Consider the following 20,181-nt stretch of genomic DNA (forward strand, 5'->3'; position numbering starts at 1 on the left):
TCCATGCACGGAATTTATGGCCCATCTCTCCTACGATCAAACCGGTGTCGGCCGTCCGGCGGCGTCGCGCTTCAATCAGCCATGGCTGCTGATCGTGCCGAGCCTGATCCTCGCGCTTTTCATCATCAGCTACCCGATCTTCAACATTGTGTACCAGTCGGTGCACGATGTTTCGCGCTTCGGGGCGATACGCGGCTTCAACGGACTGCAGAACTTCTACGACGTATTCAGCGATCCCGTCTTTATTGGCTCGGTCAGGCGCACGCTCGTATGGACAGCGTGCGTGGTCGGTGGCACGGTGCTGCTTTCCGTGCCGGTCGCGCTCGTGCTCAACCAGGATTTTTACGGGCGCGGCGTGGCGCGCACGATAGTGATGCTGCCTTGGTCGGTGTCGCTGACGATGACGGCCGTCGTCTGGCGCTGGGCGTTCAACGACGACTACGGAATGGTCAACGTCACGCTGCAGCGGCTCGGGCTGATCAGCGGGGCGATCCACTGGCTCGCGAGGCCGGAGATCGCTTTTCCCGTGGAGATCGGTATCGGCATCCTCGTGTCGATTCCGTTCACGGTGACGATCCTTCTGGGCGGTCTCTCTTCCGTGCCGGCCGATATCTATGAAGCCGCGCGCATCGAAGGCGCGAGCGCGTGGCAGCAGTTCCGCAAGCTGACGCTGCCTTTACTGCGGCCTTTCGTTAACATGGCGATCCTGCTGAACGTCATCTACGTCTTCAATTCGTTTCCCATTATCTGGGTCATGACGCAAGGCGGACCCGATGAGAGCACACATATCCTCGTCACGTACCTCTACGAGCTCGGCTTCAGGCTCGGGCGCCCCGGCCAGGCGGCGGCGGTGTCGCTGATCATGCTCGTCATGCTCTTTATCTTCACGGTGATCTACTTACGGCTGCAGCCTAAGCAGGAAGGGGAATAATGGACGACCCCCACACTCACTTTCGTTCGCTGCCCCCTCCCACACGGGGACTTCCTCAGGGGGCCCCCGAGCGGGTGCCCCCTTCGGGGCGCGAGGGGGCGGATGCCTCCCTTGGGGCGGCCCGGCGGGAGGCATCGTGAACGCCAAATTGAAACGCACCGTATGGTGCTGGCTCGCGCTATCCCCGCTGATCGTGATCGTGCTGTTCCCGTTCGCGGTCATGCTGTGCACCGCGTTCAAGCCGGCCGATGAGATCTTCGTCTATCCGGCCCGCTGGCTGCCCGTGCATTGGCGCTGGGAGAACTTCGTCGAGATGTGGGATGCGGCCAACTTCGGCGTCGCGTTGAAGAACAGTTGCGTCATCAGTTTTCTGTCGACGTCGCTCGCGCTCGCCGTCAGTGTGCCCGCCGCTTATGCACTCGCGCGCTTTCCGTTCAGAGGGCGCGGCGTGTATCGGCAGTTCCTGCTCGTTACACAGATGCTTTCGCCGATTCTGCTCGTGGTTGGCCTCTTCAGGCTCGCCGCGATGATCCCGTATGGCAACGGCAACCTCGTCGATTCGAAGCTCGGTGTGATCGTCTCTTACGCTGCATTCAATATTGCGTTCGCCGTATGGATGCTGTCGTCCTACTTTCAGACCGTGCCGCGCGATCTCGAAGAGTCGGCGTGGCTCGAAGGGTGCGGACGGACGAAGGCCGTCTTCAAGGTGTTCTTGCCGCTTGCCGTGCCTGCGATCGTCGTGACCGCGATCTTCACGTTCATCAGCGCCTGGAATGAGTTCGCGGTGGTCTATACGCTGATCCGCTCGCCCGAGAACAAGACGCTGACCGTGCAGGTGACCGACATGGTCGCCGGCAAGTACACGGTCGAATGGCATCTGGTGATGGCGGCGACGCTGTGCGCGACGCTGCCGGTTTCAGTCGTGTTCGCGTGGCTGCAGCGGTATCTCGTGAAGGGGCTGGCGCTGGGGGCGGTGAAGTAGGCGAACCTCACATCGCTTTGCTATAGCTGCGGTAGTACGCGTAAAACGAATCGTTCCGGGGCGACTACTATATGGAAACCGCTCCCGCTCGAGATAGGTTCGCCATGCGCGCCAATGATGCTTTGCCTCAGCAAGCCGGCATGCCCGTGTTCCAAATGAGGGGCGATGCTTGCTCATTCGGTAACGACATCATTGCATTGCGGTGGGCGGTCAAAGATGCACGTCTCGCCGAGTTTTCGTTGATCGATTGCGCACGGGACCGCACGCTGCCCATCGTCGCGCCGTTCGCGCTGTTGCTCGCTGACGGAAGCCGCGTAGGCCTGGATGAGCTAAGGGTCGTTGCGCCGGTGAGCGAAGCTGCGCTTGCACCCAACCCCCACGCATCCCGCTTGGCCGAACGCATCGCGGGTCGAAGCGTGAGTACCACGCTGGTCGACACTCAAGGGCGTCTACGCGTGGAATGGAGCGTGGAGCAGCGCGAAGGATCACGATATCTGCGTGAGCGCTTAGCGGTTACGGCGCTTCTTCGGGACGAACACATCGCTGTCGTTTCATTGCTGAGGACGCGCGCTGTCGGTGCTCAAGCCAGTCGCGAACTGAAGGGCACTCCCGTCATTGCGGGGAACTTCTATCTGGGGTTCGAGCTGCCGATGGCAGCAAGCCATGTGGATAGCCAGAATGTCAGCTTTACCCTGCAATGCGCGTCGCCGCTGAGAAAGGGCAGAACGCTGGTTTGCTCGGCAGTGGCAGGCGTATCGCCCGACGGTCAGTTGCGGCGCGAATTCGCCACCTATCTCGAACGGGAGCGGGCTCGCGCCTATCACCCGTTTCTGCACTACAACAGCTGGGGCGACATCGGGTACCTGACGCCATACACACAGGCACAAGCGCTGGAGCGCATCGAAACAATCGGCCGCAAATTGCATAGGGCGCGCGGGGTGAAGATTGATTCGTTTCTGTTCGACGATGGCTGGGACGATCTTGGTGGCGGCTGGCATTTCAGTGAGGAATTTCCGAATGGCTTCCTTCCGCTGCACGACGCTGCGGCAAGATACGGCGCTGCGCCCGGCGTATGGTTGTCCCCTTGGGGTGGCTACGGACCGCCGAAACAAGAACGCGTGACGCGCGGCCGTGCCGCCGGGTATGAGGTCATCGATGACGGCTTTGCATTATCGGGCCCGAGCTACTATCGACGCTTTCATGAAATGGTGATGGACTTGCTTGATAAGCACGGCGTAAACCAGTTCAAGTTCGACGGCACAGGCAACGCCGACAAGGCGTTTCCGGGTAGCCTCTTCGATTGTGATTGGGATGCGGCGATTCATCTCATCGAGGACGTCCGCGCGGCTAGACCCGAAACCTTCATCAATCTCACGACGGGGACGCATCCGTCACCGTTCTGGCTACGCCATGTGGACGCTATCTGGCGCGGCGGCGAGGACGATGGTTTCGCGGGAACCGGCACTGACCGCGAGCGCTGGATCACGTACCGCGACGCCCAGACGTATCGCAACGTCGTGGTGCGCAGTCCGCACTTTCCGCTCAATTCGCTGATGCTGCATGGCATCGTCTACGCGCAGTGCAATCCGCGCCTCAATTCGGCGATAGGCAATGGTTTCGCCAACGAGGTACGATCCTACTTCGGCAGCGGCACGCAATTGCAGGAGCTATACATTACGCCGTCGCTGCTGAGCGAAAAGGATTGGGATGTGCTCGCGGACGCCGCCAGATGGGCGCGCGCGAACGCAGATGTTCTGCGCGACAGCCATTGGATCGGCGGGGCACCTGACCAACAGGCGGTATACGGTTGGGCGGCGTGGACGTCGCACAAGGCGATCGTGACGCTGCGCAATCCAGACAGCCGTGCACGACGCTTCGCGCTGGATCTGCGGCGGCAACTGGAGCTGCCGGCGGCCGCGGCGGGACGATTCGTTTCGCGTCGCGTTTGGGGTGCAGGGGATTCCGGAATTCCTGCGGTGCTAGATGCAGATCTGCCACAGGAAGTCCAGCTCGCGCCGTTTGAAGTGCTCACGCTGGAACTGTTGCCGGTCGAATGAGCGGAGCAATGAAGTGGATGAGGCGTATCCTCCGCATCGGCCACTGCGGTTCCGCTAAGACGGTGTATCCGCAAGTTGCACCGGCTTCGCCTGAATCTGGTGCAGGTCGAAAACGAGTACTTCGTTATCACCTTGGGCAAGCCACGGCGCGGGGCAATATAAGCGCCTTTGCGGACCAATATTCCAGTAGCGCCCGAGATTGTGTCCGTTGACCCAGACGACGCCCTTGGTCCAGTTGCTCATGTCGAGCCAGGTGTCGCCGACTTCATTCAGCCGCAAGCTTGCCTTAAAAAAGAGGCCGGGCTTCAGCGGGTTCACACACGTTTTCTTGAGGTTGGCGATAAACGCTTCGTCCATCGGCAGCAGAAAAACTTCCCAGCCCTCAAGCAACGAGAGCGACCCGTCAACGTTTTTTATCGTGACCGGTTCGAGCAGGCCCTTGCGGTCGACGATCGCGGGGCCGAAGTTCACACGCCCCATGCCCTCGACCAAGATTTCCAACGATACCGCGCCGCCACGGTTTGACTCGTCATCGGGCAACGCCGACGGCAGCGCAAGCGGTGCTCGGTGCATCAGGTGGAGCGGCTCAGCGTAGCTCTGCGGGGTTTGCGCTCTCGACACCCCGCCCACATAGTGTTCGCCCACGAAAACGGTCGCGTAGTCATGAACACTGCTGATATCCATCACACCGCTCGCGTACTCCTGCAGCCGAGTGCGGTAAAGCACGAAGCCGAACGCCTGACCATAGCGCTCAAAGGGCTGTGGATCGACGCGCTGTTCGCGCGGCAGTGCCGGGGGCAGGTTGTCCCAGATCGACGCATAGAGCGTTGGCACCAAGGCATCGGCGCCCGAGCATTTAAGCGTCGCGATCGCGTCGGGTATATCAGGCAACGGCTCAGGCAAGTAGCTGGCGATGATGTTGCGGTACTTTACATAGTTCGGCGTCGCCACGCCCTGCTCGCTGATCGGTGCCGAATAGTCGTAGCTGGTGATGTCGGGTTGATAGTTGCCGGAACCGTCCAGGTTCGCGCCGGCATAAAAACCAAAGCTCGTGCCGCCGTGAATGACATACAGATTGAACGACAGTTTCGACTGCATGAACGCGCGCAAGACGTCGGAGAGGTCATAGTCCACCCCCGCGAAATCTGATTCGCCCCAATGGGTGAGCCACCCTGGGTACACCTCACCCGCCATCGCGGGCACCGCGGGGAATTCGCGGCGTACAGTTGCGATTTGTGCCGCGTCTCCATTGCTCAGCGCAATCGCACCGCCGGTCACCGTGGTGCGATTGCGTTGGAGCTGCGCGAGACCGTCTTCCGTATAGAAAGGCCCCGTTACGCCGCCTTTGAGCCAGAGCTGCCTGAGCTCTTCGAGGTAAGCCGAATTGCTCGCGTACGAACCGAATTCATTCTCGATCTGGATCATCAGGATCGGTCCGCCGTGCCGGATCAGCAATGGCTTGATGCGAGGTATCAGTTCATCGATGTAGCGAGCCACCGCCGCCATGTAGCGCGAATCGGTGGCCGAGTCGGTCCTCAACTGGATGTCCGGATCGCTCAGCAGGTATGACGGGAGACCTCCCAGATCCCATTCTGCGCAAACATACGGCCCCGGGCGCAGCAGGACCCACATCCCTTCGGATTGGCATAGCCGGATGAAGGCCTCGATATCGCGGTTACCGCTCTCGAAATCGAACACGCCTCTACGCGTCTCGTGGTAGTTCCACATGACGTACATGGCGATGCAGTTCATCCCCATTGACTTGGCCATGCGGATCCGGTGTTGCCAATACTCGCGCGGGATGCGGGCGGGGTGCATCTCGCCGCTGCGAATCTGGAAAGGCTCGCCGTCGAGCAGGAAGTGCTCGCCGTCAGGGGCGAAAGAGAAAGTGTGTTTGCGTTCGAGGTTCACGACGCACTCACAGTTGGCGGCTGAGGCGCGGTTGAAGCCAGGGAAGGGTAAGGCCAGTATAGTTGGAAATTTCCCGGTTAGGCGTGCACTGGAATCTTGCTCCACGGAAGACGCTTTCTTCGCTTTTCCTACAGCCACAGTGGTCATACCGCGCAACGGGTCATGTGGCGAAACGCCCGTGATGGACTCTATTCTCTCGGATCAGGGCGAGTTCAGTTTGGGGTTTGGGTTGACGAATGCCGATATATGAAGGTAACCTTGCCAGGTAGCCTTCATATATTTTTCCGTACGCCCGTCACCGATGTCCAAGCCCCAGAACGCCCATGGATTTGCCGAAGCCCTCGCGCTGGCGGGCGATTTGCGTCTCGTACTGGGCCGGCTCAAACGGCGGCTGCGTGAAGAAACGCAGCTTGGCGAGCTAAGTTGGACGCAAATGCGTGTACTCGCGAGCCTTGATCGGGAAGGGCCGACTACGGTCTCCTCGCTTGCGCGCGCCGAAGGCATGCGGCCGCAGTCGATGGGCGAGCTCGTCGCCGCGTTGAAGTCGGCTCGGTTCGTCGTCGGTGAGCCGGATCCGGCAGACGGTCGGCAGACTGTGCTCTCGCTGACCGATGCCGGCCGCGAGCACGTGAAGCGCGCACGCGCCGCGCGCGAAGACTGGCTGGCGCACGCAATCCTTGGCCGGCTGACCGCCGAGGAACAGCGGCGGCTCGCGAAATCACTGGAATTGATTCAGCGGCTCGTCGATGCATAGGCATCGACAGACGCACACCTCGGCTTACTCAAGGAGAACCGTCATGCCGCTTACCACACTGGATCCGAAGACCGCGCTAGTCGTCATCGATCTGCAAAACGGAATCCTTTCGTATCCGACCGTGCATCCGGTCAGCGGCGTAGTGGCGAATGCGGCATCGCTCGCTGATGCCTTCCGCCGCCATCGGCTGCCCGTGGTGTTGGTCAACGTTGCGGGCGGGGCGCCAGGCCGAGCAGAGCAATCGCGCAAGCTCTCCGATCTGCCGGCTGATTGGACGGAACTCGCGGCCGAGCTGAACCGCCAACCCGACGATTACACCGTAACCAAGTGTACGTGGGGAGCTTTCACCAATACCAATCTCGACGACTATCTCCGCACGCGCGGTGTGACACAGATCGTCCTCTGCGGCGTTTCCACGAGCATTGGTGTCGAATCGACAGCGCGGTTTGCATATGAACTGGGGTACAACGTCACGCTCGCAACGGATGCCATGACGGACACGAACGCTGACGCGCATGCGAACAGCGTTACCCGGATTTTTCCTCGCCTCGGAGAGACGGGCACCACGAGCGAAGTTCTCGCGCTGCTGAAAAAGAGCCGCGCGTGAATCGTTGAATCGGCACACCGCATCGCTATCGCTCGCTGATGAAAGGCGTCTTTCGTTCGCTGAACAATCGCAACTACCGGATCTGGGCAGCCGGCGCGCTGGTTTCGAACGTGGGTACCTGGATGCAGCGCACGGCACAAGACTGGCTCGTGCTGACGGGGCTCACGCATCGTAACGCGACGGCGGTCGGCATCGTCATGGCGCTGCAATACGGGCCGCAGTTGCTGTTTCTGCCGTGGACCGGATTCGCGGCCGACTATTTCGATCGGCGCAAGCTGTTGCTGCTGACGCAAGCGGCAAAGGGCGTGCTCGCCTTGATGCTCGGTCTGCTGACCGTGTTCGGAGCGGTGATGCTTTGGCACGTCTATGTGCTCGCCTTCCTGCTCGGCACGGTCAGCGCGTTCGATCAGCCTGCGCGGCAGACGTTTGTCTATGACCTGGTCGGCGATACAGACCTGTCGAATGCAATAGCGCTGAACTCGACGTCGTTCAATGCTGCGCGGTTGATCGGGCCAGCCGTTGCGGGCGTCATCGTGGCGGCGGTAGGGCCCGGCTGGGCGTTTCTCTTCAACGCGGCGTCGTTCGTCGCCGTAGTGTGGTCGCTCACGCTGTTGCGGCGCGACGAGCTTCACGCGCGCGTGAGAATCGCGCGAACGCGTGGCCATTTCGGGGAAGGTCTTCGCTACGTCTGGGAGCACCGCGAGCTGCGCGTCACCGCGATCATGCTCTTCCTCATCGGCACCTTCGGGCTCAATTTTCCCATCTACATTTCGACGATGTCCGCGTCCGTGTTCCACGTCGGCGCGGACCGGTTCGGTCTGCTGATGTCGATGATGGCGGTCGGCTCGCTGATCGGTGCGCTTTTGGCCGCGCGACGAGAACGGCCGACGTTCGGTCTGCTGCTCGCCGGCGCCGCCGTGTTCGGCGGCGGGCTGCTGATGGCGGCGCTGATGCCCGATTATGTGCTATTCGGCTTGGCGCTGATCGTCGTCGGCGTCGCTGCCCTGACCTTTACGAATTCATCCAACAGCCTGATGCAGCTGTCGGCTGAACCGAGCATGAGAGGCCGCGTGATCGCGATACGTGCATCGATCGCGCTCGGCGGCACGCCTCTTGGCGCGCCGATCGTGGGGTGGGTTGCCGATCGGCTCGGCCCGCGCTGCGGTGTCGGTGTGGGGGCGGCGGCGGGTTTTGCTGCTGCGATCGTGGCGGCGCATTACTTGTGGAAGCATCGGAGGCCGCAGTTGGGCGTCGGAGTGAAAGGCGACCTCTGAAGCATCGGTTTGCATTTTCTCGCCTCGCAAACCATACTTTGGGCGTGTGTCGCCTTGGTTCGGACTACTTCAATGAGCCACGATCATCCGCGTGATGTTTTGCCGGCCGAGCATCGGACGCATTCCCACCACGACCACGACGAAGGCAGCGCATTGTCGGATATGGATCTGCGTGTGCGTGCGCTCGAATCGCTGCTCGCGTCTGCGGCGCTATTGCCGCGGCAAGCGAGGCGAAGTTGTTGCACGACACGGTGCGCATGTCTTTCCCGATACCAATGCGATAGGCCAGGGCGAGCAACCGCAATGGCTCTATACGGTGCGCTTTGATGCGGCCGAGCTTTGGGGCGGGGACACGACGGCATCGTCGGTCTGCGTCGACTGCTGGGAGCCTTATCTTGAGCCGGTAGTCGGCATAGGGGAGCAGATATGACGATGCCGCAAAAATCGCCGTCACCGGAACGCAGTGCGGACGTTCGAACGTGGTTTCGCGACGGGAACGAGCCGGTTTTTACGGCCCCGTGGCAGGCAAATGTGTTTGCGATGACGCTCGCGCTATACGAGCATGGGCTGTTCACGTGGCCGGAGTGGGCCGAGTATTTGAGCGCCGCGATCCGGGATGCGCAAGCGGCCGCGACCCTGATCACGGCGACACCTACTATGTCCACTGGCTGACGGCGCTCGAACGGATCGCTATGGCGAAAGGCTGCGTGACGGTCGATACGCTCGTCCAGCGCAGGCACGAGTGGGACCAAGCCGCACGGCGAACGCCGCATGGCAAGCCGATCGAACTGCGTTGAGCCGATCCGGAGCATGATGGCTGGTCTCGCGGCGCCTCTGACTCGGATGGCGCCTCGTACGGTAGAGCGTTCCGTCACCAAGACCAGCCTTGCTGATTGTAGTAGGTCTCGTCGTAGCGACGTCCCCACCACGGCAGGTAGGCGTCGCCATCACCCCGCGCCCTGAACCAGTCCGCGTCGGCATCGATCGGGTTCGGCTTCTCGGGTGGAGCGATTACGACGGCGAAGGCTTCGTCCGGGTTCGTCGTGCCCGCCACCAACACGCGTTCTCCGAAGTGATTTGCGCGGCCGATCGCGAGCACGACGTTGGTGAGTGCGCTGCCGGCACCCATATCGCCGAGCAAGCGAGGGGTATTGAACGTCTGTTTCTGGAATTCTAATTCCAGCAGCGTTTCCGTCAGCGTACGGCCGAGCGTGCCGATACGGCTCGAAGCTTCGTCGGTGCCCATGCCCGCGTCGTGGATGATGTAATCGATGTTGTCGGTTGAGCTGTTCGCGTTGCGCGCCGCGGCGGCGATTGCCGTCTTCCATGCTTGGACCGCTCGAGTGGTGCCGGCTTTCTTTTCGTAGTCGCCGACGTTGGCCGTCGCCGCTTTGCCGATCCATGCCAGCGGCGCGCGCTCGGTCTTCATCTCCGGACCGGCCAGGATCAGCAGCACCATGTTTTCGTTGAGCTGGGCGTCGTTCGGTGGGAAGCTCGGTGCGTCCCAGTTCATCACCCAGACGCTTTCTTGGGGATGTACCTGGAGGTAGTCGAGTGCAGCGTTCAGTGAGGTGAAGCCAGCGTTGGCGCCGCCTTGGGTGATCCGGACGTCGGGTGGCGTGTCTTTGCTCCACAGATCAGGGAACGATTTATTGCCGATGTCGAAGAACATCACCATCCGGTCGCTCAAGTAGGTTGCCGCTTCGACGGGATCTAGTCGATCAGACGGTATCGCCAACTCGATGTGAATGCCGGCGAGTTCGCGCCATTTCCTTCGATTGTCCGGCTTGACCGTGTAGAAGTACTTCGCATTCATCGCGTATTTATCGGTGAAGCGCAGGATAAGCTTGTCGACGTACTTGTGATAGAAGCCCTTGAACGTTTCACTCCCCTCGTTGCCGTAGGCGAGGGCACCAATCGACTGAAGCGCTGAGAATTTGTGCGGCTTCGTTCGTACCATGTCGTCGTCCTTGTTCGGCTTGACGAGACCAAGCGTCCATAGGATCTGCCATTCCGTGGGATAGTCGCGGCGCTGCAGTGGGTTCAGCCACGCAAGCCCAACCACCTGAGCGACGAACGGCTTGGGCGGTTCCACTGGCACGGGCTGCGCAGTGACAGTTTGCGCATTAGTCTTATCAAATACGCAAAGAGAGAGAAACGTGCTTACCGCGAAAATGCATACGCCCATCCAAAACGGAAAGTGCACCAATCGCTTCATAAAGTCCTCATCGGTAAAGTATTGCGGGTTGCGGTGATCCGTATAAAGCATCCACGCCAGCATCGCCGCGAAGGTCAACACCACAGCGACGACCGCTAGCAACAGCCGGCGCGGCCACGTGCCGATGAGTGCGTTCATATGAAGTCCCCCATGTTGAGGAACGGATCGCCTTCACGCTGATCCTGAATTTTTTGTGGTTTAATGACCTCGGAATCCTTATTGGCCCAGTCGTGCAGGGCCTCACCGCGGTATTCGCCGGACGAGAAATACTCTGAATGCTTCTTATTCGGGTTGCTGTCGTCCAAACCCTCGCCGAACCGCCAATCCGCCTCAATGCGCAGCGTCTTCCAGTCGCGCTCCGACAGGTAACATAATCCGATCGCTATGTCGTATGCGAGCGCTTTCCTGGCGTGCATCGGATTGGTCAGAATCGTCGAGTGGTTCGTCGGGTTGTTGTTGCTGCCTTCGGCCAGGATCTTGCCGATCTGCCCGTTACGCCATTCTTTGTATTCGACGGTCGCCTTGGCCAGATTGTCCTCGCCGACCACCTTGCCGTTGTCGTCCACCCACCCTCTGGTACGACCGTGCCGCTCGTTTCGGCGAGCCTCCTGGCGCATGAGCGCGTGGTCCTCGTAGCGTTGCGCGGCCTCGCTTTCCTGCGTCCCTTGTGCTTGCAGTTCCGGTTCTTGCGACGGGAAGGTGTCGTAGGGATCGTCCGCGTTCTTCTCGGACTCGCGCTTTTGCGCATTCCGTGCTGCCGAAGGCGGGTCGTAACTCTCATTGAACCGACTCGTCAAACCATCGACGACAATCTCCGATACCCGCCCATAGCGCATCGCCTCGGGCTCGAACGGCTCGTCCAGCTTCGGCGCGGTTACAGGGATGGTCCAGTTCTCGGGTGGATCCGCGTTGATGCGCGGCTTCGCGATGAGCCTGGCGAAATAGAGAAGCGGCGCCGACGCCAACGTGCCCAGCGCAGCCAACGGATTTTCGTTCGCGTTCAATGCTCGGTAGAGCCCGAACTCGGCACTCGGCGACGGTGGATACCAGAATCCCTTGCTCCGGTTCACCGTCGCCCGCCAGTCGTCTTCCCAATAGCGATACGTAGGGCTGTCGGCTGGATTCTTTCCGACTACCCACCCCGATGCGAACACGCGCTGCGTGAAGACGCCATGACCGCCCGTCCGCTCGATCTCCTCGGCGCTCATGCCGCGCCAGCCGATCCCTTGCACGGTCGTTGCGGAAATCACTTGATCGTGCGGGCAGCAATAGAGCGTCACGCGGCCAAGCGTATGCCCATTCAGACCGTGACTCGTGCGGTCGTCACCGGCGCTATACGGCTTACCTTTCGCAGACGTCCGTTTGTTGCCCATGTCCTCGTCGAGTTCGCGCGCATCGGGCTCCAGCGCCGCGCGCTTGCGCAATATCTCAAAGAAGGCTTTCAAGGTCTCAGCCCGAGCGTTGAACGTCGCGCGGCCGCGGTTGCCGTCGGCATCGCGCACCGTGCGCTGCGCCCAGTTCTCCATGCCCAGCTTTTCGACGAGGCTGTACGGTGCATTGGCCAACACGTAGGCGTCCGCCACGCAGCTTCCGGCCTTGCCCCATGGATCGGTGACATCGGATATCCGGTCCCCGAGAAACGCGGCCGCCAGCCCGATCATGTTGCCTTGGCTATGACAGACGACGGTGATCGGCACATCGGCTTGCTTCTCGCGTATCGATTTGATCAGCTTCGCGAGCCGCAGCGCCGCCATCACCATATAGGCGCGCGGCGGCGTCTGATAGACCAGGCGCGGCGTGGAATTCAACGCCTGCACCGTGAGCCAGCCGAAGATTCGATCGTCGAGCCCGGGGCTCCATAGATCCGCGAGGCTCGAACAGCCATTCGCAAACGGGCCGCCGCCCCAATAGTTGTGCTCGTTGAGAAACAGGTTCGCGCCGTAGTCCTTGAGATCCTGCTTGTTCGCCTTGTAGCCCCAACGGAAATGGATCACTGGCGAGAACGACGGATCCGGCTTGATGTAACTGTTGGGCAGAAGCTCAGGATTGACGTATCCATCGGGTGTGAGGCTTTCCATATAGCGGACCGGTGACATCTGGCCCGCTTCGACGCCTCGATAGGCGAGCTGGTCGTCCAAACGCCCCAACCTCCGGTTCAGGCCTTCGCACAGTCCTTCCTCAGCAGCGGCGTACCACTCGCCCTCGGAGTTCACGCCGTGCACGAAGATGACGACGCCCGGCAATGGCATCTGTTTGACACAGATCAGTTCGTTGCCGGTGCCGAAGAGGGTGACGCCCTCCACGCGGCCGACCAGGATGCGAGGCGGCTCGACACTCTTCTTGGCCGATGTCTCGGCCGCATTGGGATTCGGATGTGTCATGTGTTTGCGTTCCCAATCGTCAATTTCCTTGCGCGCGGCACAATTTCGATCGATGAGCGCAATTCGACTGGAATGGCAAATCCTTCGCACCCGCTTTGTATCAGCCGTCGGTTGTGCATCTTTTTTTCTCCCGCTTTGTTGTTACACCTATGTCCGTTGAATCGCCCGGATCGCGCAGATGCGGCCCAATAGGCGGACCGGCGCTGGGCGACGCGAAAACATAAGCCGCGAAAGTTGGTGTGAGACCCTAGTGCGCTGAAATTCGGACAAAGCGACGCAACTGCGCGCCGTGAACTGATCGAGCGACTTCATGCGAATTGGCTAATGGCCCTGGTGTCGCCCGCCTGGTTCGTATAGATTCACGGGATAACCGACCCAAGAGCCTCCGAATGATCGACTTATCCGCCGTCATTGCCGTCTTCTTCATTTATTTAGCCGGTGTCGTCATACCCGGGCCAAATTTCGTGGCGGTGGCTCATACCGCGGCTTCCAGAGGGCGCTCGGATTCGCTCGCGCTCGTCGCTGGAGTGGTAATCGTCAATCTCTTCTGGGCGAGTTGCTCGATCCTCGGTGTCGGCCTCGTCTTTGCGGTTTTTCCCTGGCTGGCGGTGATCGTCAAGGTTGCAGGGGCCGGCTACCTTCTCTGGTTCGGCCTGCGCCTGATCGTCTCCGCTCGCGCAAACAGCGAGAGTCGGATGGAGGTCCAACAGCGCACCGGCGTGTATCCCGCGTTTCTGCAAGGCGTCGCAACGAACATCACCAACCCGAAATCGATAGCGTTCTTCGCCGCGGTGTTCTCTTCCGCCGCCCCCGCGCATGTCTCCGCGGCGACGTTCGCCGCCATGCTTGCAATGGTGTGCGTCACGGCTACCTCTTGGTACGGGCTCGTCGCAATCGTCATGTCGCACCCTAGGGTCGCATCGGCTCATCGGCGCGCGCGCGGCGTCGTCGATCGCGTATGTGGCGCCGTCATCGTCGCGCTCGGAATAAGGCAACTGATTCGTTGACGGATGCGGCCAACGGAGCTAAAACTCACCGGTTGCCTCCCAAAGGAGATCGGTCATGCCCCGTACCGTCAAAGAAAGACGCGCCGCCTTCCGAGCCCTGCACGAATCGGGCTGTTTCATGCTGCCGAATCCCTGGGACATCGGCAGCGCACGATACTTGCAGACGCTCGGCTTCAAAGCGATCGCCACGACCAGTTCCGGTTTCGCGTGGTCGATCGGTCATGCGGACAACACGTCGCCTCGCGAAATGGTGCTGGCGCACTTGCGTGAACTCGTCGAAGCAACGGATCTGCCGGTCAACGCGGACTTCGAGAATGGTTTCGGCTCCACTCCCGCCGAGGTTGCGCAAAGCGTCAAGCTCGCCGTCGATACTGGTGTGGCGGGATTGTCGATCGAAGATTCGACGGGAGATGCCGCATCGCCGCTGTTTCCGGTTGAAATCGCAGTCGAGCGGATCAAAGCGGCACGACGCGCGATCGACGAGAATGGCGGCGATACGTTGCTCGTCGGACGCGCCGAGAACTTCGTGGTCGGCATATCCGATCTCGCCGATGCCATCGCGCGGCTGAAAGCGTACGCCGATGCCGGAGCCGATTGTCTTTACGCACCCGGTATCAAGACCCGTGAGCAGATCACGGCCGTGGTTTCGGCGGTTGCCCCGAAGCCGGTGAATGTATTGGTCGGCTCGACCTCCGAATTCACGTTGCACGATCTCGCTTCGCTGGGCGTGCGGCGCGTCAGTGTCGGCGGGGCACTCGCGCGCGCGGCGTGGGGCGGCTTCATGCGCGCGGCCCAGGCATTGGCCGATGGGCGATTCGACGGGTTTGCCGGCGCCGCATCGGGCGCCGAGCTCAACGACGTGTTCAAGGTTGGCGGCCGGGTCGAGTAGCGGCCGGGATTCGCCGCCCGATCTTCGAACATCACTTCGCCGGAGCAGGCGGGATAGCCGCGAGCCGGCGCGTGACACCACTGCTGCTCGATCTGCAATGAGATCGATCGGCGCGGGAGCGAATTTGGTCCGCCAGCGCATTCCCGATAGTCTGCGGCGCGCGGCGCATGTCATCGCCGCGCAGGCGAGCCCGTGCGACGAGCTCGTCATCCGCTCGCAACGGGCCGGCGCCGGCCGGCCTTGTCGACGCAAGCGCCTTGCATTGGCCGCGACGATCCTCGGCTCGAGCATGGCCTTTATCGACGGCTCGGTCGTGAACGTCGCGCTGCCGTCCATTCAAAGCGAGCTCGGCGCAAGCGTAGCGGCAATGCAGTGGGTGGTCGATGCGTATCTGCTCTTTCTCGGATCGCTTGTGCTGGTGGGCGGGGCGATGGGCGACAAGATCGGCCGCCGCAGCGTGTTCATCGCCGGCATCGCGCTCTTCGCGCTCGCTTCGATCGCCTGCGCGCTCGCGCCGCAAGTAGGCTCGCTCATCGCAGCACGCGCAGTGCAGGGCATCGGAGCGGCGCTACTCGTCCCGAGCAGTCTCGCAATCATCGGCGCTGTGTTCTCCGGCGAAGAACGCGGACGAGCGATCGGCACCTGGGCGGGAATCGGCGCGATCACGTCGGCGATCGGTCCAGTGGCGGGCGGCTGGCTCGTCGACGCGTTTTCCTGGCGCGCGATCTTCTTCATCAACGTGCCGCTCGCCATCGCGACGACCGTTCTGGCCGTTTGGTCAGTACCCAACAGCCGCGACCCCGATGCATCGCAACAGTTGGACTGGCTCGGCGCCGCAACCGCGGCCGCAGGGCTCGGAGCCTTCGCCTTCGGTCTGACCGAGGCGCCGACGCATGGGCTAGGCCATCCGCTCGTGCTCGGCGCGATCGGCGCAGGTGTACTGGTGTTGGCCGCGTTCATGGCGATCGAAGCGAACAGTCGCAATCCGATGATGCCGCTCGACGTATTCCGCTCGCGCGATTTCACCGGCGCGAACCTCGTTACGTTGTTGCTTTACTTCGGCCTCGGCGGTGCGCTCTTCTTCTTGCCGTTCACGCTGATCCGCGCGCACGGCTATACGGCAACCGAAGCGGGTGCAGCGCTATTGCCAGTGCCCGTCATCATCGGCTTGCTTTCGCGCCTGACCGGCGGCTGGACGAGCCGTTATGGTCCGCGCTGGCTACTCACGATGGGGCCCGGCATCGCTGGGATCGGATTTGGAATGCTGGCGATGTTGTCCGTGCGCGGCAGCTATTGGGCCAGCCTTTTCCCTGCGCTGGCGGTGCTCGGTCTCGGCATGACGATCACGGTCGCACCGCTGACGACAACCGTGATGGGTTCGGTGCCGAGCGAACGCGCCGGCGTGGCGTCCGGTATCAACAATGCCGTTGCACGCGTCGCAAGTCTGCTTGCCGTTGCCGTACTCGGCATCGTGTTCGTGTTGACGCATCATGCGACGCTGGCGGCGCGGCTCGATCAGCTGCACGTGCCGCAGGACGCGCGCCGTTCCGGGCAACTGCTTGAACCGAACGCGCAATCCATGGCGGCGCCGGGTGCCGCGCATACGACGCCTGAAACGCCTCTCGCCCGCGCCGAAGGCGAAGCCATCGCCGAGGCGCTGCGCGCGGTCGCGCTGGTGTGCGCCGCGTGCGCATTTGCGGGGGCGGGCCTGGCCGCAGTGACCATTCGCCCCGGCACATATCCAAGCTCGGCCTCGTAGCGCGGTATCTACAACGGCTCGACGAGCCGCCGGTCGCTTTTCGCGCAGTATTCGTGGCAGGCCGTCCGCGCGGCCGCCGCCGCGGCATGCACGAGACGCGATGCATCGGCGCGACGCGACATCGAGACGACGATCGACGGGGGAGTGGGCTGAAGCGGCAATTCGACCATCTCTCCGGATTCGATCAGTGCGTCGACGAAGAGCCGCGGGATCGCCGCGACGCCGAACCCGTCCCGCACGAGCTGGACGATCACCGAGATCGACGGCGAGCCCGTAATGCGCGTCTCTCCGAGCGGCACCCCGTTCGCGCGCGCAAGCATAGCGACGATGTCTTCGAGCGCGCGATGCGGGGCGGTGCCGCGGCCGAACGTGAGGATAGGGTGCTCGAGGACGCGCTTGGCAAGACCGCTGCGCGCGACCGGCACGAGGCCCGCGCGCGCAATCCAGTGCACGGGATAGTTCGCGAGCGCATCGCAAACGACGCTGGCTTCGTCGCTGCCCTCGACGCGGACGATCAGATCGAGTTCTCCCCCCATGAGCCGGCGCTGCAGCACGACGCTGACGTCGACATTCAAGTCGATGTCGAGATGTGGATAGTCGATCGAGAGCCGCGTCATGTATTGAGGCAGCCAGCTGTGCACGACTGTTTCGATGACGCCGAGTCGCAGCTTGCCGCGCACGGCGCTGTCGCTCGCCGCTGCCGCCTGCAGCTGGCGCGTGGCATCGACGACGGCTTTGGCGTAGCCGAGCAGGTACTCGCCATTCGGTGTCAGGCGAAACTCACGGCTTTCGCGGTCGACGAGCACTGTCCCCAGTTCGTCTTCGAGCGCCTTCACGCGCTGTGAAATCGCGGCGGGCGTTGCGTGCAGCTCGGCGGCGGTCGTGCGGAAGCTGCGCAGCTTCGCCAGAGCGACGAAGGTCTCAAGGAAGCGTGTGTTCATGGTGAAGAACGAAGCAATCGACGCGGAGACTGCACGCTACAAAATCTTCACGAGACTAGGGAAAACCGGCGTTACGTTAAGAAATTCTATTCGTCGAACGCAAGAAAAACTAGGTGGCGTCAAATTTTCGTCTTTTCTATCCTTCGCCTATTCCTGACGACCAACGTCATTCGACTGTCACAGAGATTCATTCATGACCCCCTATGAATTTCGCCGCGCCGTGCGCCACGGCGCATTTCGCGGCCCGACGGCCGGCCACTGCGGCGAATTCGCGCAGGCCAACCTCGCGATCATGCCCGAAGCCTATGCGCTTGACTTCCTGCGCTTTTGCAACGCGAACCCGAAGGCGTGTCCGTTGCTGGGGGTCGGCGATCCGGGCGCCTATGCGATCGACGCGCTCGGGCGCGATCTCGACATTCGCACCGATGTGCCCGCGTACAACGTGTACAGGGAGGGGCGCCTGGTCGAACGCGTCGACTCGTTGAACGAGCTCTGGCAGTCCGACTTCGTCGTATTCGCGATCGGCTGCTCGTTCTCGTTCGAAGCGATGCTCGCGCGGGAAGGCATACCGCTGCGTCATGTCGAAGAGGGGCGCAACGTGCCGATGTACCGGACGACCGTCCCGAATCGCCGGGCCGGTGTATTCGGCGGGGAACTCGTCGTGTCGATGCGGCCGATGCGCGGCGCGGACGCGATCCGCGCGGTGCAGATCACGAGCCGCTTTCCCGGCGTGCACGGTGCGCCCATCCACATCGGGACGCCGTCCGAACTCGGCATCGCGGATCTTGCACGCCCCGATTTCGGCGATCCGGTCACCATCCGCGACGGCGAACTGCCCGTGTTCTGGGCTTGCGGCGTGACACCGCAGACGGCGCTGATGGCCGCTCGCCTGCCGCTCGCCATCGCCCACGCGCCGGGCCACATGCTGATGACGGACATCGAGAACAGATCGCTCGCCGTGTTCTGATGCACGCCGCGGGGCGCCTGAAGACCGGCGCTTCGCTTTTACGATTGCCACGGCGCGCCACGCCGTGAGCCGAGGATCCGCGCAGCCCGGAGGGAAGCATGCATCCTCGATGCGACGACCGTTCGCCTGCCGCGAGGCGGTTTCCTCGAGCGCTTTCGACAAGGAGCCAAAAGATGGACAGCAAGACCGCGGCGGCGCCATCCGCCGACATCGAACAGGGAGGCCGCAATGGCATGTTCGCGTGGTACGCCGATGCAGGGCCGCGCGAACGGCGCGCATTCTGGAGTTGCAAGACTGGCTACATGCTCGACGGAATGGACACGCAGATGCTGTCGTTCGTGATCCCGACGCTCGTCGCGACATGGGGAATCAGTCTTGCCGACGCGGGCTTCATCGGCACGCTGACGTTGCTCACGTCGGCCGCGGGCGGCTGGCTCGCCGGCATCTTGTCCGATCGCATCGGGCGCGTGCGGACCTTGCAGATCACGGTACTGTGGTTCGCGGCGTTTACGGGGCTATGCGGGCTTGCGCAAAACTACGAGCAGCTTCTCGCCGCGCGTGCGCTCATGGGGTTCGGTTTCGGCGGCGAATGGACGGCGGGGGCAGTGCTGATCGGTGAAGTGATCCGCGCGCGCGATCGCGGCAAGGCGGTCGGCCTCGTGCAGGCCGGGTGGGCGATCGGTTGGGGTGCCGCGGCTTTGCTGTACGCGTGGACGTTCTCGGTGCTGCCCGCCGCGACCGCATGGCGCGCGCTCTTCCTCTTCGGGCTCGTGCCGGCCCTGCTCGTGCTGGTGATTCGCCGCTATGTGAAGGAGCCGGAAGTCTATCGGCACGCGAAGGCGGCGCAGCAAAGCGAGGGCGACAAGCCGAGCCTCGGCGAGATCTTCTCGCCGCGTCTGCTCTCCACGACGCTGCGCGCGGCACTGCTCACGACGGGTGCGCAGGGCGGCTATTACGCGATCACGACGTGGCTGCCGACGTTCCTCAAGACCGAGCGCCATCTCACCGTGATGGGCACGGGAGGTTATCTTGCGACGATCATCGTCGGCTCCTACATCGGTTATCTGTCGAGCGCCTATCTGACCGACCGCCTCGGCCGCAAGCCGAACTTCATCCTGTTCGCGGCGGGCTCGATGGCGATCGCATTCGCGTACACGTCGCTGAACCTGACCGATCACTCGATGCTCTGGCTCGGCTTTCCGCTGGGCTTCTTCGCGTCGGGGATTTTTGCAGGTATGGGCGCGTTTCTGACGGAGCTCTTTCCGACACGTGTGCGCGGCTCAGGCCAGGGCTTTTGCTACAACGTCGGCCGCGCGATCGGCGCCCTGTTCCCGTTTCTGATCGGTGCGCTCGCGAAGCAGTACGGTCTCGGCACGAGCATCGGCGTCTTCGCGGTCGCCGCCTATGGGGTGCTGATCGTCGCCGCGCTTACGTTGCCCGAGACCCGCGGCCGCGAGCTCGAGTCCGCCTGACGCCTGCTCGCATCGCCTGCTCGATTGCGCG

The 20,181-nt window shown here is 62.3% G+C and carries 15 protein-coding genes and 2 pseudogenes; 13 read left to right on the forward strand and 4 right to left on the reverse strand.

What is annotated here, in order from left to right; genetic code table 11:
- Positions 1-16: 16 nt before the first annotated feature.
- The 3 genes from C9I57_RS02795 (at position 17) to C9I57_RS02805 (ending at position 3,970) form a co-directional block, all read left to right on the forward strand.
- Positions 17-931, forward strand: coding sequence for a carbohydrate ABC transporter permease (locus C9I57_RS02795; protein WP_181321698.1), 915 nt, complete (start codon positions 17-19; stop codon positions 929-931).
- A 136-nt stretch (positions 932-1,067) separates the two neighbouring features.
- Positions 1,068-1,913 carry a carbohydrate ABC transporter permease gene (locus C9I57_RS02800; protein WP_107149086.1) on the forward strand — a complete coding sequence of 282 codons (846 nt, stop codon included), beginning with the start codon at positions 1,068-1,070 and terminating at the stop codon, positions 1,911-1,913.
- A gap of 104 nt (positions 1,914-2,017) precedes the next feature.
- Positions 2,018-3,970, forward strand: a complete 1,953-nt coding sequence (locus tag C9I57_RS02805; protein WP_107149087.1) for an enterotoxin — start codon at positions 2,018-2,020, stop codon at positions 3,968-3,970.
- A gap of 54 nt (positions 3,971-4,024) precedes the next feature.
- On the opposite strand, the gene C9I57_RS02810 is transcribed toward C9I57_RS02805, so the two are convergent.
- Positions 4,025-5,881 carry a beta-galactosidase gene (locus C9I57_RS02810; protein ID WP_107149088.1) on the reverse strand — a complete coding sequence of 619 codons (1,857 nt, stop codon included), beginning with the start codon at positions 5,879-5,881 and terminating at the stop codon, positions 4,025-4,027.
- Positions 5,882-6,182: 301 nt separating this feature from the next.
- Here C9I57_RS02810 and C9I57_RS02815 point away from each other — a divergent pair, with 301 nt between their 5' ends.
- The 5 genes and pseudogenes from C9I57_RS02815 (at position 6,183) to C9I57_RS02840 (ending at position 9,313) form a co-directional block, all read left to right on the forward strand.
- Positions 6,183-6,635 (forward strand): MarR family winged helix-turn-helix transcriptional regulator, encoded by a 453-nt coding sequence (locus tag C9I57_RS02815; RefSeq protein ID WP_107149089.1) that lies wholly within the window; start codon positions 6,183-6,185, stop codon positions 6,633-6,635.
- A 43-nt stretch (positions 6,636-6,678) separates the two neighbouring features.
- Positions 6,679-7,242, forward strand: coding sequence for an isochorismatase family protein (locus C9I57_RS02820; RefSeq protein ID WP_107149090.1), 564 nt, complete (start codon positions 6,679-6,681; stop codon positions 7,240-7,242).
- A 38-nt stretch (positions 7,243-7,280) separates the two neighbouring features.
- Positions 7,281-8,516 carry an MFS transporter gene (locus tag C9I57_RS02825; protein ID WP_107149091.1) on the forward strand — a complete coding sequence of 412 codons (1,236 nt, stop codon included), beginning with the start codon at positions 7,281-7,283 and terminating at the stop codon, positions 8,514-8,516.
- A gap of 196 nt (positions 8,517-8,712) precedes the next feature.
- Positions 8,713-8,946: pseudogene (locus C9I57_RS02835) on the forward strand (SH3-like domain-containing protein); the annotation flags it as partial.
- Positions 8,943-9,313, forward strand: a pseudogene (locus C9I57_RS02840) (nitrile hydratase accessory protein). The pseudogenes C9I57_RS02835 and C9I57_RS02840, both read left to right, overlap by 4 nt.
- Before the next feature lie 74 nt (positions 9,314-9,387).
- Here C9I57_RS02840 and C9I57_RS02845 read toward each other — a convergent pair.
- Positions 9,388-10,872 carry a virulence factor gene (locus C9I57_RS02845; protein ID WP_107149092.1) on the reverse strand — a complete coding sequence of 495 codons (1,485 nt, stop codon included), beginning with the start codon at positions 10,870-10,872 and terminating at the stop codon, positions 9,388-9,390.
- Positions 10,869-13,115, reverse strand: coding sequence for a T6SS effector phospholipase Tle3 domain-containing protein (locus tag C9I57_RS02850; protein ID WP_107149093.1), 2,247 nt, complete (start codon positions 13,113-13,115; stop codon positions 10,869-10,871). The genes C9I57_RS02845 and C9I57_RS02850 overlap by 4 nt, the downstream gene beginning before the upstream one ends.
- A gap of 389 nt (positions 13,116-13,504) precedes the next feature.
- On the opposite strand from C9I57_RS02850, the gene C9I57_RS02855 reads away from it, so the two are divergent.
- The 3 genes from C9I57_RS02855 to C9I57_RS02865 all read left to right on the forward strand — a co-directional run bounded on the left by C9I57_RS02855 (position 13,505) and on the right by C9I57_RS02865 (position 16,770).
- Complete coding sequence (locus C9I57_RS02855) at positions 13,505-14,122, forward strand: LysE family translocator (protein ID WP_107149094.1); 618 nt, start codon at positions 13,505-13,507, stop codon at positions 14,120-14,122.
- A 55-nt stretch (positions 14,123-14,177) separates the two neighbouring features.
- The gene (locus tag C9I57_RS02860; protein ID WP_107149095.1) at positions 14,178-15,011 is read left to right on the forward strand and encodes an isocitrate lyase/PEP mutase family protein; all 834 of its coding nucleotides are present in this window, start codon (positions 14,178-14,180) and stop codon (positions 15,009-15,011) included.
- Positions 15,012-15,108: 97 nt separating this feature from the next.
- Positions 15,109-16,770, forward strand: a complete 1,662-nt coding sequence (locus C9I57_RS02865; RefSeq protein ID WP_181321699.1) for an MFS transporter — start codon at positions 15,109-15,111, stop codon at positions 16,768-16,770.
- An 8-nt stretch (positions 16,771-16,778) separates the two neighbouring features.
- Here the strand turns inward: C9I57_RS02865 and C9I57_RS02870 are convergent, their stop codons facing one another.
- Positions 16,779-17,711, reverse strand: a complete 933-nt coding sequence (locus C9I57_RS02870) for a LysR family transcriptional regulator (RefSeq protein ID WP_107149096.1) — start codon at positions 17,709-17,711, stop codon at positions 16,779-16,781.
- Between the two features lie 193 nt (positions 17,712-17,904).
- Between C9I57_RS02870 and C9I57_RS02875 the strand changes: the two genes are divergently transcribed.
- Together C9I57_RS02875 and C9I57_RS02880 are read left to right on the forward strand one after the other, a co-directional pair.
- Entirely contained in the window at positions 17,905-18,678 is a 774-nt protein-coding gene (locus C9I57_RS02875) for a putative hydro-lyase (RefSeq protein WP_107149097.1), read from the forward strand.
- A gap of 173 nt (positions 18,679-18,851) precedes the next feature.
- Positions 18,852-20,150: an MFS transporter gene (locus tag C9I57_RS02880; protein ID WP_107149098.1), complete on the forward strand. Its 1,299-nt coding sequence runs from the start codon at positions 18,852-18,854 to the stop codon at positions 20,148-20,150.
- The last annotated feature ends 31 nt before the right edge of the window (positions 20,151-20,181 follow it).

The organism is Trinickia symbiotica, from assembly GCF_003028655.1.
Lineage (GTDB): Bacteria > Pseudomonadota > Gammaproteobacteria > Burkholderiales > Burkholderiaceae > Trinickia > Trinickia symbiotica_A.